The organism is Pseudoalteromonas sp. S1609, from assembly GCF_005887255.1.
GTDB lineage: Bacteria > Pseudomonadota > Gammaproteobacteria > Enterobacterales > Alteromonadaceae > Pseudoalteromonas.
Genome location: NZ_PNDJ01000066.1, coordinates 24,925 through 40,036, shown reverse-complemented (window position 1 = coordinate 40,036; position 15,112 = coordinate 24,925). Strand labels below are relative to the sequence as shown.

The following is a 15,112-nucleotide window of genomic DNA, read 5'->3' as shown; positions in this document are numbered from 1 at the left end:
ATATTTGTAATCTGGGGTCTTTGCTCAGTTGGGAGAGCATCGCCCTTACAAGGCGAGGGTCACTGGTTCAAGTCCAGTACGACCCACCATTCTTTGAATGGTGCATATTACAAGATGTCTAATATGGGTGGTTAGCTCAGTTACAAGAAATGAGAGCATCACCGCTATTTACAAGTAACGGCGAAGTTCACTGGTTAAAGTCCAGTACTATTTATTTTAATAGTAGCGTTTTAATTTATATGTGGGTGATTAGCTCAGTTGGGAGAGCATCGCCCTTACAAGGCGAGGGTCACTGGTTCAAGTCCAGTATCACCCACCACATATAAAATCTATTATTATGTTAATAGTCATGTGTAAATTTGTAATATGGGTCGTTAGCTCAGTTGGGAGAGCATCGCCCTTACAAGGCGAGGGTCACTGGTTCAAGTCCAGTACGACCCACCATTCTTTGAATGGTGCATATTACAAAAACCTAAATCCTCCAGTATCACCTTCCATTTTGATATTCATTATTCTCCACTCTTTTAGTTCAAGTTCAGTATTAATTACTATTTAGAAATTCGTTATCAAGTAATTCTTCGGTTTCAAAAAATCAGTATTACCAATCACATACCAAAAATTTATCTTTCGAGCTTTATTATCTCCAAAATCATTTTGTTTAAACTTACTTTATTACGCGTGCTATTCATTTACTTTAAATGGGTTTTTAGCTCTTTTAAGGTAAAAATATAAACCTTTAGAATTAATTTGCTTAATAAGCTCTCATCTTCGAGGCGAATCTTTAAATTACCTTGTAAGCGTCTAAACTGTTGATTATAGTCTGTGTTAAATTCAATTACGCTTAAGCCAATGTCTAAAAATATTTTCAATGAAGCAAAAATACTGATTGTAGAAGAGCAGCCACTTGCTCAAAGCTACATGAAACAGTCGCTCGAAAAAATTGGCTTTGGACATATGCGTTTTGCAGATCATGCTCTAGCGGCAAAAGAACAATGCTTACATGAAGAATTTGACTTGGTAATTTGCTCTTTTAATCTAAGCAAACGCCAAGATGGCTATCAGCTTTATGAAGAATTACGCGCTAAAGCATTAATAAAACACTCTACTGGGTTTATTTTTACATCTGCGGAAACTAGCGGAGAGTTAGTTCACAGTGTATTAGAACTTCAACCCGATGACTTTTTAGTAAAACCCTTCTCTGTACAAGAGTTAAGAGTGCGCATAGAGCGTATTCTCAAACGTAAAAGCGACTTAAAAGCTATATACACTTTAATTGATGACGATAACCAGTCTAAAGCATTGAAACAAATTAATGCCCAACTCGATAAAAGTAATAAATACAGCCCTATTCTACTTAGATTAAAAGGCAATATTTTACTGGCGCTAAAACAAAACCAAGAAGCGAAAGATTTTTTTAAGTCAGTTTTGAATATGCAAAAGTTTGCATGGGCAAAAGTAGGATTGGTAGAAGCCTTAATTGCTAACAATGAGCATATTTTAGCTCAACGCATGCTTAAAACAATGCTTGAACGAAATGAAACGCGTCTTATAGCCTTAGACCTATTGGGGCGTTTAGAAATAAAACTAAACCAATTTGATTTAGCCCAAGACTTTTTAAGCCAAGCGGCACACATTGCTCCACGTAATATAGACCGTCAAAAATCACTGAACAGCGTATCGCTCATTAATAGAGATTATGAAACCAGCTACTTAACTCAAAAAGATATTGCCACTTATGCTAAGTACTCTATGCATGATAGCCCAGACATTTATTTAAATGCTGCTCGTGCTGGGATTGATTTTGCATTGACCACAGATCAAACCGACCAAATAAACAGGATCTCTCGTCAAACAAATAAATATATTAATGAGTTAAAAACACAATTCCCAACCAGTAATGCGCAAACTCAAATCGATGTGCTCAATGCACGCCTTTATTATTTAAAAGATGAACATAAAAAAGCGAAACAGCTCATTGAGCAACTTGATGACAGCGATACTCAAATACGTTCAGTAGATGGTGCCCTAGACAAAGCAAAAGCACTGCATGAATTAGGTTTTCACCAAAAGGCGCAAGCGCTATTTAGTCAAATAATTGATCATTGCGAACGTCACCCAAGTAGAAGCGATGCTACTTACTTGCGTTATATACAGCAACAGCAAAGTGAAAGACGTGATATTAAAATGGGGCCGAAAGAGCTCAATAATCATGCTGTTAAGCAGTTTGAGCGCGGCCAATTAAATGTTGCCTTAGAGGCATTCAGCCAAGCATTTAGAGTCATGCCACACAATCCAAGTATTGCGCTTAATTTATTGCAATGTTTAGTGGATAAGTCAAAAAAACATGGTGACTCTTTCCATAGTCTGTTGGCCCAAAAGTGCTTTAAACTATTAAAAAAATCCCCCTTAGCAGAAGAGCAATCAGAGCGGTTCGATAAACTACTTCAGATTGCTAAAGAAATGAAACTAGAGATTAGTTAGAGCCTGTTTGGCATTAATGCTACGTTATCGCCTATTTATGGTGAGTAACCACACCACATAGGCGCTGCATTGCCTAAATCCCAAACAGGCCGCTGTAAATTTAATCTTGAAAGGTCAACAGGCCCTAGAGCTTTTTCATTGCCAGTGCGTTTACACAGTAGCGTAAACCAGTAGGAAGTGGCCCATCAGGGAAAATATGCCCTAAATGCGCATCACACACATTACAAACAACTTCAACTCGCTCCATGCCATGACTATTATCCATGACATAACCAATCGCTTCCTCAGTTGCCGGTTGCGTAAATGAAGGCCAGCCGGTGCCACTATCAAACTTTTCATCTGCATCAAATAGTAAGTTGTCACAACAAACACACACATACTTACCTGGCTCTAACAAGGTACAACTACTCGAACTATTTGGTCGTTCAGTTCCCTTTTTACGGGTCACATAATATTGCTCTTCGTTTAACAGTTCGCGCCATTGCTGATCTGTTTTAACCACTTTTCGAACCGGTGTTGGATTACCATGGTTGGCAAAATTAACAATATCGTTCCACTTCAACATAACAACCTCATTACGTTATTAATTTAACTAGCAATCATTTACTTGTAGTCTAGTACGCCTGTGGCTAATCCCACGATCAACGCTATCTAAAGACTATAGTGTGCTTTTCTGTTGCTGTAAGTATACGGCTTACATAGGCATGCAATTGGGCTTGACTGCCAGGAATGCTCACGCTTAATTGCCGGTCATTATTACTGTGCACTATTAGTTCATCGTTTCTTATTTCTATCGACTCAATATTACTGATGACTAACCAATGCGGGCCATTTTTTTTATCAAACAGCCCTGTTAAACTAAAAACAAATAAGTGCTGCGCATCGCGTTGAATAAAATTACGCAGCGGATTGCGCATTTTAAACAACGGCGTTAATCGGTAACAACACGAACAAAACACCACAACCCACATTACTAAGGCAGCTTTAAACCAAAGGAATTCGCCTAAAGAAAAAAAATAGCCACTCGCTATAATAATGAGCCCTATTAAAGCAATTACTTGTGCTATTTTTTTATTGATACTATGCATAAGCCCTCTTACTTTTTATCAGTTGCTTTTTCTGTCGGCTCGGGCCAATCACTAAAGAAAACACTTAAGTAACGACTTTTTGCCAAATACCACAACACCCATAATACAATCACCATTTGCACAGCTAAAAACAATGAGAAGCGATAATGGCTATGGGCTGCCTGAATACTTAACCACGACAAATCAATTAATGCACACGCAATCAGCGGCCAACGCATATACCGCCAAATACGCGCCAAGCGCTGCGTAGCTTGATGCGAGTCTCTTGGTCTGCGTAAACAAAATAAAATAGTAGGTACAATCGCTACTGCACCGATCGCTATAGCAATAAAAAAATCATTTTTTGATCTAAAAAACAATGACATTAAATCAAGCTCAGGTCGACGACTCAACGCGGCTATCACCCAAATAAAATAGGCGCGCAATAGCACTAAAATACTCAAGTGGAATGCTAATGGCGTACGATAGCTACCATATTTATCCCAGTATTCAGGCCCATATCGACTCACAACTGATTTTTCCTATCGGCAATAGTGCCCAAAATAAAAAATGCCACTAATAAGGTAAGCGCTAACCACTTAGTGCCAAAAAACAGTAAAGCTTTAGTTAGCAGTGGGCTTAACCACACCACTAACAAGCCAAAGCCAAACGCAGTTATCAACACAAAACACGCCACCCTAATAATAAAGTGGCGCCTAGCTACGACGCCTTTGGTTAACTTTAAAATGTCATCCGCATACAGCGACACTAAGCACACCATTAAAAGCAGTGATAAATGCGGCAAATAGCCCTGTAACCATTGGCCTAGGTCAATTAACAAGGTATTAAGTATATTTGTAAAACTAGCCATTATGAGTCTCTAACAAAGTAATTAAATCATCCTCTGTCAGTATTTCTATACCAAGCTCTTGCGCTTTGGTGAGCTTAGAGCCGGCTTTTTCGCCCGCCACTAAGGCATCTGTTTTTGCTGAAACACTGCCAGAGACCTTGGCGCCTAATTGTTGTAGGCGCGCTTTTGCATCATTACGATTAAGCGTATTAAGCGTCCCAGTTAGCACATAAGTTAAACCTGCTAGCGGCTGTTCTTGCTCTGATGGCGCTGTTAACTCTGGCCAGTTTACCCCTTGCGCTATTAATTCGTTTACCACTGTCAGGTTGTGCTCTTCAGTAAAAAAGCCGCGAACGTGTTTTGCTACTATTTCACCTACATCGCTCACTTCTATTAGTTGTTCAATGCTGGCATCAATTACTTTTTCAAGCGTTAAAAAGTGATTAGCCAAGTTCTGAGCTGTGGCCTCTCCGACTTCACGAATACCCAGTGAATATAAAAACTTTGCTAAGGTAGTGGTTTTAGCATCATCAAGCGCCGCAACTAAGTTTTTTGCTGATTTTGGCCCCATTCGTTCAAGTGATTCAAAATGTCCCTGCTTTAAAATAAATAAATCAGCAGGGGTTTTGATCAGCTCTCGGTCAACTAATTGATCAACAATTTTGTCGCCTAAGCCGTCAATATCTAAAGCCTTGCGTGAAGCAAAATGTTTAATCGCTTGTTTGCGCTGTGCTTGACATACCAAGCCGCCTGTACAACGTGCAACAGCTTCTCCTTCAACCCGCTCAACGTGCGAGTCACAAATTGGGCACATAGTTGGAAATACAATCTCTTTTGCATCGCTTGGGCGTTGCTCAAGTACTACTTGGGTAATTTGTGGGATCACATCCCCAGCGCGGCGAATAATCACAGTATCGCCCACTTTAACGCCTAAACGGGCAATTTCATCAGCATTATGCAGTGTTGCATTCGATACCGTAACACCACCAACAAATACCGGCTCTAGTCGCGCAACAGGGGTAATTGCCCCAGTACGCCCTACTTGAAACTCTACATCTAGCAAGTGTGTTATTTCTTCTTGCGCCGGAAACTTATAAGCAATAGCCCAGCGCGGCGCACGCGCAACAAAGCCTAGGCGCTCTTGTAGGGCTTTTTTATTTACTTTTATTACCACACCATCTATTTCATATTTTAGCTCGCTACGGCGCGTTAAAATGTCATTATAATAGGCAAGCGCGGCCTTTGGGCCTTCAACTAATTTTGTTTCTGGACACAGTGGTAATCCCCAGTCGGTAAGCTTGGCAAGTTGCTGGTAATGATCTTCAGGTAATGTGCCATCGGCGACCAATCCGGTGCTGTAGGCATAAAACATCAGTGGCCGTTTTGCGGTAATTTTTGAGTCGAGCTGGCGTAAACTGCCTGCTGCCGCATTACGTGGGTTTACAAAAACTTTGTCACCGCGCTTTTCTGCTTCGGCATTTAATTTTTCAAAGCCCGCGCTATCCATAAACACTTCACCGCGCACTTCAAGCTCACGCGGGTAATCATCACCGCGTAACTTTAATGGCACATTGCGAATTGTTTTTACATTTTGAGTAATATTTTCGCCAGTAAAACCATCGCCACGAGTCGCTGCTTGCACTAATACCCCATCGCGATAAATAATCGATACCGCTAAGCCATCCAGTTTAGGCTCACAGCAAAATGTAAGCTCTTCAGTGCTCATTAAACGCTCTTTAATACGACGATTAAAACCACTGAATTCGTCTTCACCAAAAGCGTTATCAAGCGACAACATAGGCACTTGGTGTGCTACTTGCTCAAACTTGGCAAGCGCCGCCCCACCTACCTTTTGAGTAGGTGAATCGGCGGTTAAAAACTCAGGGTGCTGGGTTTCTAATTCGCTCAAAGTACGTAATAAGCGATCATATTCGGCATCGGGTATGCTGGGTGTATCAAGCACATAATAACTATAATTGTGTTGCTCAAGCGTGGTACGAAGATGATTAATTTGCTCACTAATGCTGCTTGCCATGTAGACCTCAAAAACATAAAAAAAGCCACTTTGACGAGTGAACGCCCAGTGGCTTACAAAATTTAACTTATGCGTATATTACGCAGAAAATGCGCGAACCTGCTCAACATATTGACGAATACGCTCTACCGTCATTTCGTTTCGCTCAGCATCCAAGATTTCAGCTCCAAATTCATCTGCTAGCTTCTTAGCGGCGCTGTGCAGCATATTAAACGCAGCAAGGCCATCGCCATCACATGGTAGAGTCATAAATAAGCTCACGCCTGCGGTACTAAACTGTTCCATATTATCAATATCGAACGTGCCAGGGTTATACATATTTACCAACCTAAATAACACCGGCCCTTGGCCTGCAGGGTCTAGATGGCGATTAAAAAAGCCTTCTTCTGAATATTTAAAACCTAGCGTGTTAACTGCTGGCAGTAATTTACTGCCTTGCATGGTCAGTCCTTCTGGCATTTGAATATGCACAATCACAAAGTCTGAAACATCTTTAGGGGCGTCTTGTTGTGTATCAACAGCCTCTTCGGTTACGACTTCAAGGTCATCTTCAATAGCTGTATCAGCTGGGCTAACATCTATTTGTGGCTCATCAGCACTGAAGTTTAACTCACTCATTTGTGGCTCTTCTCGTTGCGCTAACGTTGGCTCTTGTGGCTCAGTATGCACAGATGAAGGCTGCTGTTCTTGAACAGGTTCAACTCGCTCGCTTGCAGGGAGTTCAGCATTCTCTTTTTTTCTTACTGACCACAAACCGTGTATTAATAAGCCACCAATGACAAACACACTGATCACAATTAAAACCCATCTTAATTCTTCGGCCATCCCCTCACCTTTTATTATTAATATGCCTAACTGCCATCATTTTACCCAAAACAACTAGCAAATGACTATGAAAATTATGCATGTGCAAGTTGCACCGCTTGTTCAATATCTACAGCAACCATGCGCGACACGCCTGGCTCTGCCATGGTTACACCCGTTAATCTACCCGCCATTTCCATTGCAATTTTATTATGGCTTATATAAATAAACTGCACAGATTGTGACATTTCTTCAACCAATCGGCAAAAACGGACCACATTGGCATCATCTAATGGGGCATCTACCTCGTCCAGCATACAGAATGGAGCTGGATTGAGCCTGAATATAGAAAACACCAATGATAATGCGCTCAGCGCTTTTTCTCCACCACTTAACAAATGAATTGTCGAATTTTTTTTACCCGGAGGTCTTGCCATTATACTAACACCACTTTCGAGTAAATCGTCACTGGTTAATTCTAAGTAAGCACTGCCGCCGCCAAATACTTTTGGAAAAAGCTGGCCAAAATCGTGATTCACTTGATCAAAGGTAGACTTAAAGCGCGTTTTAGTTTCACGGTCTATTTTATGAATAGCGCCTTCTAAAGCTGTCAATGCCTGGGTTAAATCATCCAACTGATTATTTAAATAATCACTTCTTTGCTTAGCTTGTTCAAATTCATCAATGGCTGCAAGGTTAACGGCTCCTAATTGCTCAAGCTGATTACTGACTCCAGCAAGTTGATTTTGCGCTGCATTTAATGACAACTCTGCAGGAAGCTCTGCTAAAACCTGTTTTAAATTTTGATTAAGCTCGCTAAGTGGCTCAAGTACCGCTTGCGCTTTTATTAATAGGCTTTGCTCTTCAATACTCAGCTTCTGGTGTTGCTCTTGTAATGCCACCAGCTCAGTTTGTGACGTTTTTAAACTCGCTTGTTTGTTTTGTAATTCTTGTTTTGCTTGAGCTAATTGCTGTTGAATATCCACAAGGGTTTGTTCGCCTTGTTGGTGCTGCACTAATAATTGTTCAATACTTAGTGCAAGCTCTTGCTCAGGAATAAGTAACGCCTCAATTTGCTCTATTAGCTCTTGCGTTCCTTCTACAGCCATTGTTAATGCTTGTTCGGCATGGTTCAACTTGGTTTGACTGAGCTGCCACTCACTACGCACTTTTTGCTCATTAAGGTTTGCCTGATGTGCTTGCGTTTTATACTGTTCAGCATTATTTAAAGCTTGTTTGTAACGTTCATCACTATTTATTCGTGTGCTATCGGCTTGGTTAAGCTCTACAACTAAGGCCTCTAACTGCTCTGCAAGCTGTTCATTTTTATCAAGCTCTTCGCCCAACAATTCGCTTAACTGCTGCTGTTGTTCTAGCAGTGGCTGACGTTGTTGTTGTAATTTCGTCACCTGTTGCTGATGTTGATCAGCTTGCGCTTTGAGCATATCACCACGCGTTGTTGCTACAGCAAGTTGTTGTGCTAATTGATGAATAGTGTCTTTGCGCTCGTTTTGCTGCTCGGTTATTAATACAGCTTGCGCTTGATGTTCTTCAAGTGTGGAGTGTGCATCCGTCAATGCCTGTTGTTGTTGCTCAAGTAAGGTTTCTTGCTGCTTGAGCTTTTTGTGCATTAATAATAAGGAATTTTCTGCATTTTTTTCGCCACTGAGATGCCAATTTCGACCATGTAACGCCCCTTGCTTGTCCATCACTGCAATAAAACTGGCATCGTTAAGGTGGTGAGCTTCACCCTCGGCATCATAAGCAATATGGTTTAATAACTCGGGGTAGATACCAGCGCTAATAAAGGCAGCAATACTATTGCTTGCCACAGACTGTGAGGGTATTTGCCACGTGCTATTTTCTGCTTTACCTGGTGAAATATGAATGTGCTCAAGTGATGACAGCGCCTGCTCTACTAAAAACTCATAACCAGGCTGAACAGTTAACTGTTTGAATAAAGTTAAAGTTTTATCGCTGTTTTTTTCAAGTCCAAGGGTAGTTTTTAGCCCTGCTATACCGGCTTTTAGTTCATTAACTTGCTGAGATAAATGCTGCCATTGCTGCTGAGCTTCATCAAGCTGTTGCTGCTGTATTGCCTGAGCACTTTGACCTCTACTATGAGCAGTTTGCGCGTTAGCCAGCTGCTCTGTTAGCGTTTGTCTGTGCTGCTGTTGCTGAATTAATTGCTGCTCTATCTCACTGCGTTTTAACTCATCTATTTGCTCATCAAGCTGCGTTAGTTGTTGCTTAACATAACTGATTTTCTGCTCTGTATGTTTTACTGCATTTGCATGCGCTAACTGCTGATTATTTAATTTTTGATAGTCTTCTGTTAACGATTGCCACTGTGATGTGTCGGTATTTTTAATCTCCAGCAGCCGATTAACCTCATCGGTAAGCTCTATAACCTGCTCGCTGCACATTAAGTTATACTCTACAGCCTGTTGCAAGCTGTCATCTAACTCTTGGCAGAGACTTTGTTGCTGCGTTTTAGCTTCTTCACTTTGGTTTTTTTGTTGCTCTAACTTGGCTAAATTTTGTTTCAGTGACAGCGTTTGTTGCTTAATGCTAATCTGCTGCTGTTCGCTGCGAGTCAATTCAGTATGCGTATGATGCTGCTGTTGCTGTGCATCATCGAGTTTATCTTGTTGAGCTTGCACTTGAGCATCAAGGCTTGCCAGAACATCATCATGGCCTGAATGCGCCGTTTTAAAGAAGCTGATTTGGTCATCCAGCTTTTTTATTTGCGCACTTTTATCGAGCTGTTGTTGATGCAGTTTTTGCCATTTTAATACCGCTATTTGCCCCTTTAAGGTGCGCTCTTGGGATTTAAGTTCGCGATATTTTTTAGCCTCAACCGATTGTACCGCCAGTTTATCAAGCTGGTTTTGTAACTCTTGACGAACATCAAGCAGTCGCTCTAGGTTTTCTCGGGTGCTTTTTATGCGTGTTTGCGTTTCGCGGCGACGCTCTTTGTATTTAGAGACCCCTGCGGCTTCTTCTAAGAAAACACGTAGCTCTTGCGGTTTGCTCTCTATTAAACGTGAGATCATCCCTTGTTCAATAATAGCGTAGCTTCGCGGCCCAAGGCCCGTGCCTAAAAATATGTCGGTAATATCACGTTTTCGGCATTTACTGCCATTTAGAAAGTACAATGACTGACCATCGCGAGTCACCAAACGCTTAATAGCCACTTGGTTACGATCAGCAAAAGTATTGGGTAACTTACCCTGGGTATTATCAAATATTAATTCAACGGAGGCTTGCGAAATGGGCTTGCGGTTAGTAGAGCCATTAAAAATGACATCGGTCATGGCATCGCCACGTAAATTTTTAGCTGAGCTTTCACCAAGCACCCATCGCACCGCATCAATGACGTTTGATTTGCCACAGCCATTAGGGCCGACAACACACGTCATTTGGTCAGGAAATGGAATTTTAGTGGGCTCTACAAACGATTTAAAGCCCGCTAATTTAATAGTGCTTAAGCGCATTTTATTGTTACTACCGATTTATTATTGTTTTTTACTATAAGTAACTTAACGCATAAATAGCTAAAAAGTTAAGCTTGGCGTTTAAAATTATCTAAAATAATACCCGTGGCCATTGCTACATTAAGCGACTCTGCACCGCCAAAAGCCGGTATGGTTATTTTGTTGCTCACTAATTTTGCACACTGCTCGCGTATTCCATGTGATTCACTGCCCATAAGCAATACACCTTGGCCACTAAATTTAGTGCTATGCACACTTTGGCCATCTAAAAATGCACCATAAATAGGCATGTTTAATGTAGATAAGTATTCAGGCAATTCAACTTGGCTTACCGATACGCGAACGAACGACCCCATTGTGGCGCTAATTGTTTTTGGGTTATACGGATCGGCACTGTCGGTGCTGGCAACAATGTGTTTTATGCCGTACCAATCAGCCACGCGAATGATGGTACCTAAATTACCAGGATCAGATACGCCATCTAAGGCCAATATTAAGCTGCTTTCATCAGGTAATGTGGTGCTTGGCATATCAACAATGGCAATCGCCGCATTATTACTGACTAAAGTACTTACCTTTGTTAACTGCTCTTCATCAGCAACAATAAAATGCGTATTGGGGTATGCCGCTTGGTTAGTATCAATAAAGTTTTGCGTTGCAAACACATCGGTTACTTTTAATGGGCTATTTAATAACTCCAGTACATTTTTTTCGCCTTGTACAAGGTATTGATTAAGTTGCTTGCGGTACTTCTTTTGGCCAAGCTGGCGAATTAGTTTAAGTTGGTTTTTTGAAATCATGTCAGCCCCGTTAAATTATCTGCACAGTATACCAGAGGAGACTTAAAGTGCAGCCCTATAAACAGCAAAAGCAATAAAATTAGCCTACTTACAATAAGCTAGCTAATCATAAAGATTGTTTTTATTCTCTAAAAAGGGTAAATTTACAAAAAATTACAAGGACTTTTTTTAAATGGAATCAATACACCCAACTTCACCTAAGTCAAACCAAACACCCTCCTCTATTTTTAGCGGTAAAGTACAATTTAGCGGCAAAAGCGGCGAATTTTTTGGCATATGGAGTGTCAATATACTGCTAAGTATTATTACTTTAGGAATTTATTCTGCATGGGCAAAAGTACGCACCTACCGTTATTTTTACGGTCATACGCGTATCGACGGTCATAGCTTTGACTATCTAGCGACCCCAATACAAATTTTAAAAGGACGCATTTTAGCGGTCATCGCATTTTTAATTTACACCTTACTTAGCAGCCTCGCACCAGCGATAGGCCTTTTATTTGCTATTGGTTTTTTATTTTTGTTGCCATGGATCATTAACCAAGGTTTGCGCTTTAACATGCGTATGACCCGCCATCGAAATGTACGCTTTGCTTTTTCAGGTAATTACGGCGATGCATTTATTAACTTTGTTTTATTGCCTATTGCAAGTGTATTCACATTACACCTATTACTGCCGTATGTATTAAAGCGAATTGATCAATATATGCATGAAAACATCAGCTATGGAAATAAACCACTTACAGTAAATCTTCAGGGCGAACGCTATTACATCGCAGCACTTATTACCCTAGGAGTTGCAATAGGTGGCTTAGTTATTTTTGGCTTCTTTGCTGGTGCAAGTGCCTTAACGATCGATAACTTAAACACACAAAACTTTAGCCTTTCGACAATTGTAGTGCCGCTATTAATTGCTGTGTTGTATGTTGCGTTTTTAACACTCGTTGGCGCTGTTTATCATTCGCTTATTAGAAATCATATTTTTAATAACAGTGAATTTTCAGAAGTCGCTACCTTTGATTCGAACTTAAAAGCCATTGACTATGCCATCTTACTATTTACCAATGTATTGGCAATTATGTTTACCTTAGGACTGGCCTACCCTTGGGCTAAAATACGCAGAGCAAAGCTGTTAGCATCGGTTACTGAAGTCACTATTTATAGCGGCGCACTTTCGTTGATTGATGTTGCACAAAATGAGCAGTCATCATTTGCTGAAGAAGCGGCCAATGTGTTTGATATTGATATTTCACTCACCTAATGAGTAATTATCCTATTTTTGGCTGTTATTATTACCCTAATAGCAGCCAACATATTAAAAGCTATGCACACCTTTCCGATGAGCAAATAACACTTGTTGACTCTGAGAATACGACGTTACTTGCATCAACAATAGACAATTGCCAACTTGATAGCCCGTTACCTGGCATGGCGTCAGAGTTAAATTTTGCTGATGGTGGGCGATTTATTCCTCAAGATGTAGAATTTAGGTGGCCATTCGCGCTTAAAGAGCATGGACTCAGTGAACGCTTAGAAAAAAATAAGATTCTTATTGTTGCATCCGTGCTGCTAATTCCCCTATTACTTTGGTTAATTTTATACCGCTTAATACCATCAGTAGCCGTTTATAGCGTTAACTTAGCACCTGCCTCGACAATTGAAACGATGGGAGAGCAAACGCTCAGTGTGATAGAAAAAGTCGCATTGGAACCTTCTCAACTTTCCACTAATAAGCAATCAGAAATACAGCAACAATGGCGTTTAATGCTTAACTCGCTCAATTTAGACAGTGCAAAGTTTAGGCTCTCTTTTTATCAGTCTGATTATTTTTCAGCTAATGCGTTTGCTCTTCCAAATGGTCAGGTTGTTGTAACTGACGAACTTGTTGAGCTATTAAAAAATGACCCTGATGCCCTGCGTGCTATTTTACTTCATGAAATTGGTCATGTTCAGCACCATCACAGCATTCGCCTTGCAGCACAAGCTGCAGCGAGCACCGTTGTATTTGCAGTTATTTTTGGTGACTTAGAAGGTATATTAGAGGTCGTGCTTGGCTCTGGTTCATCTTTTTTGCAACAAGCGTTTTCGCGAGATATGGAACAAGAAGCCGATGTATATGCGATTAAAAACCTTTTAAAATTAGGGTATTCTAACCACGACTTTGCAGATGCAATTGAAGCACTGGAAAATAATTTAAAAGCGCAAGAAGGGAGCTATGATGATGCTTGGTTAAAGTATTTATCAACGCACCCAAGTTCCCAAGAGCGAATAGAATATGCGAGGCAATATAAACCACAATGACCCCTGAACTGAATTTATTGTTATTAGTTATCATTATGATAACGCTTGGCTACGGATTTATTTATCCGTGCTTTGCAGGCAGCAGCTTTAAAAAAGTATCGGTGCAAGATTTATTTGCAACAGGCATTACGCTATTAATTGCATCTACTCTTTATTACAACTCAGGCGTGCAATTTAGCTGGTTAATATTTGAAGTTAATTGGTTTTGGTTTACTTTTTTAACTTACGTCATAATCGAAATTCCGGTGTTTTTTATTTATGCTAAAAAGCACAATATGCAGTTTTAATAGTCTTTTATTTTCATATAAAAAAAGCGCCAAATTGGCGCTTTTTAAACTGCATTAACACATATTAATATTTATGCTTAAATGCCCACAAATGCAGTAATTCACTGGCAATCGTTGCAGCGGCAATGGCGGTAAGCTCACTTTGGTCGTACGACGGGGATACTTCAACCACATCCATTCCCACCATATTAACCCCTTTAAGTGCGCGTAAAATTTTAAGCACTTTATCAGAGGTTAAACCACCACACACGGGTGTGCCCGTACCTGGTGCAAAGGCAGGGTCTAAACAATCTATATCAAAGGTTAAGTAAACCGGCAAATCGCCCACTCGCTCAATAATCTGAGCTGCAATATCATTCGCATGCAGATCATTGGCTTGCATGGCATCAATCACTGCAAACTCATGCCTGCTTTGATCAAAGTCGGTACGAATGCCTAGCTGAATACTGTGATTAACATCAATTAACCCTTCCATTGGCGCATGATAAAACATGGTTCCGTGATCAAAACGCGAACCGTTACTGTAAGTATCAGTATGCGCATCGAAATGCACTAACGCCATTTTGCCATGAATTTTTGCATGTGCGCGCAATAGCGGTAAGGTTACGAAATGATCGCCGCCCAAGCCTAATAATGTTTTACCTTGGCGAAGTATTTGCTCTGCCGCCATTTCTAATTGCGCGGTAAAATATTCAGGATCCCCCACCGGATAAGTAAAGTCGCCAGCATCCGCCACGGTTAAGCGCTCAAACAATGGAAATGTCCATGGGTATTTTGTATCTTCCCATGCTAGATGTACCGATGCTCTGCGAATAGCATCAGGCCCTAAGCGGGCACCAGGGCGCCCTGAAGTGGCCAAATCAAACGGTAAACCCAGTACCACTACATCGGCTTCAATCGCGTTAATGTTTTGTACCATAGGACGACGTAAAAACGTCATCCCATTTGAGTACAATGAGTGGTCAACACAACCAAACAAGCTAGACATTG

Annotated in this window: 13 protein-coding genes and 3 tRNA genes; 7 read left to right on the top strand and 9 right to left on the bottom strand. The window is 40.8% G+C overall.

What is annotated here, in order from left to right; translation table 11 throughout:
• Nucleotides 1-14 precede the first annotated feature (14 nt).
• The 4 genes from CWB76_RS16130 (at nucleotide 15) to CWB76_RS16110 (ending at nucleotide 2,481) form a co-directional block, all read left to right on the top strand.
• A tRNA-Val gene (locus tag CWB76_RS16130) sits at nucleotides 15-89 on the top strand.
• 154 nt (nucleotides 90-243) lie between these two features.
• Nucleotides 244-319: transfer RNA gene (locus CWB76_RS16125), tRNA-Val, on the top strand.
• 49 nt (nucleotides 320-368) lie between these two features.
• Nucleotides 369-444, top strand: a tRNA-Val gene (locus CWB76_RS16120).
• Nucleotides 445-849: 405 nt separating this feature from the next.
• Nucleotides 850-2,481 carry a response regulator gene (locus CWB76_RS16110; protein ID WP_138608956.1) on the top strand — a complete coding sequence of 544 codons (1,632 nt, stop codon included), beginning with the start codon at nucleotides 850-852 and terminating at the stop codon, nucleotides 2,479-2,481.
• A gap of 124 nt (nucleotides 2,482-2,605) precedes the next feature.
• Here the strand turns inward: CWB76_RS16110 and msrB are convergent, their stop codons facing one another.
• The 8 genes from msrB to CWB76_RS16070 form a co-directional block, all read right to left on the bottom strand.
• Nucleotides 2,606-3,046, bottom strand: coding sequence for a peptide-methionine (R)-S-oxide reductase MsrB (gene msrB / locus CWB76_RS16105; protein WP_008115220.1), 441 nt, complete (start codon nucleotides 3,044-3,046; stop codon nucleotides 2,606-2,608).
• A gap of 82 nt (nucleotides 3,047-3,128) precedes the next feature.
• Nucleotides 3,129-3,569, bottom strand: coding sequence for a hypothetical protein (locus CWB76_RS16100; protein ID WP_138596182.1), 441 nt, complete (start codon nucleotides 3,567-3,569; stop codon nucleotides 3,129-3,131).
• Nucleotides 3,570-3,577: 8 nt separating this feature from the next.
• A complete protein-coding gene (locus CWB76_RS16095) occupies nucleotides 3,578-4,078 on the bottom strand; it encodes a DUF2919 domain-containing protein (protein ID WP_131691260.1) in 501 nt (166 codons plus the stop codon).
• On the bottom strand, nucleotides 4,075-4,419 hold the full coding sequence (locus CWB76_RS16090) for a DUF3392 family protein (RefSeq protein WP_008115215.1): 345 nt from the start codon (nucleotides 4,417-4,419) through the stop codon (nucleotides 4,075-4,077). Before CWB76_RS16090 ends, CWB76_RS16095 begins: the two co-directional genes overlap by 4 nt.
• Nucleotides 4,412-6,433 (bottom strand): NAD-dependent DNA ligase LigA, encoded by a 2,022-nt coding sequence (ligA, locus tag CWB76_RS16085; RefSeq protein ID WP_138608954.1) that lies wholly within the window; start codon nucleotides 6,431-6,433, stop codon nucleotides 4,412-4,414. The genes CWB76_RS16090 and ligA overlap by 8 nt, the downstream gene beginning before the upstream one ends.
• 78 nt (nucleotides 6,434-6,511) lie before the next feature.
• Entirely contained in the window at nucleotides 6,512-7,258 is a 747-nt protein-coding gene (gene zipA / locus CWB76_RS16080; RefSeq protein ID WP_054202488.1) for a cell division protein ZipA, read from the bottom strand.
• A gap of 74 nt (nucleotides 7,259-7,332) precedes the next feature.
• Complete coding sequence (locus tag CWB76_RS16075) at nucleotides 7,333-10,734, bottom strand: chromosome segregation SMC family protein (RefSeq protein WP_138608951.1); 3,402 nt, start codon at nucleotides 10,732-10,734, stop codon at nucleotides 7,333-7,335.
• 68 nt (nucleotides 10,735-10,802) lie between these two features.
• The gene (locus CWB76_RS16070; RefSeq protein ID WP_138608948.1) at nucleotides 10,803-11,534 is read right to left on the bottom strand and encodes a TrmH family RNA methyltransferase; all 732 of its coding nucleotides are present in this window, start codon (nucleotides 11,532-11,534) and stop codon (nucleotides 10,803-10,805) included.
• 172 nt (nucleotides 11,535-11,706) lie between these two features.
• On the opposite strand from CWB76_RS16070, the gene CWB76_RS16065 reads away from it, so the two are divergent.
• The 3 genes from CWB76_RS16065 to CWB76_RS16055 are packed head-to-tail and all read left to right on the top strand — an operon-like array spanning nucleotide 11,707 to nucleotide 14,122.
• On the top strand, nucleotides 11,707-12,795 hold the full coding sequence (locus CWB76_RS16065; RefSeq protein ID WP_138608946.1) for a YjgN family protein: 1,089 nt from the start codon (nucleotides 11,707-11,709) through the stop codon (nucleotides 12,793-12,795).
• A complete protein-coding gene (locus CWB76_RS16060; RefSeq protein WP_138608945.1) occupies nucleotides 12,795-13,835 on the top strand; it encodes a M48 family metallopeptidase in 1,041 nt (346 codons plus the stop codon). Before CWB76_RS16065 ends, CWB76_RS16060 begins: the two co-directional genes overlap by 1 nt.
• A complete protein-coding gene (locus CWB76_RS16055; protein ID WP_138608944.1) occupies nucleotides 13,832-14,122 on the top strand; it encodes a hypothetical protein in 291 nt (96 codons plus the stop codon). The genes CWB76_RS16060 and CWB76_RS16055 overlap by 4 nt, the downstream gene beginning before the upstream one ends.
• A 64-nt stretch (nucleotides 14,123-14,186) precedes the next feature.
• Here CWB76_RS16055 and speB read toward each other — a convergent pair whose 3' ends face one another.
• A complete protein-coding gene (speB, locus tag CWB76_RS16050; protein ID WP_010388380.1) occupies nucleotides 14,187-15,110 on the bottom strand; it encodes an agmatinase in 924 nt (307 codons plus the stop codon).
• Nucleotides 15,111-15,112: the final 2 nt, after the last annotated feature.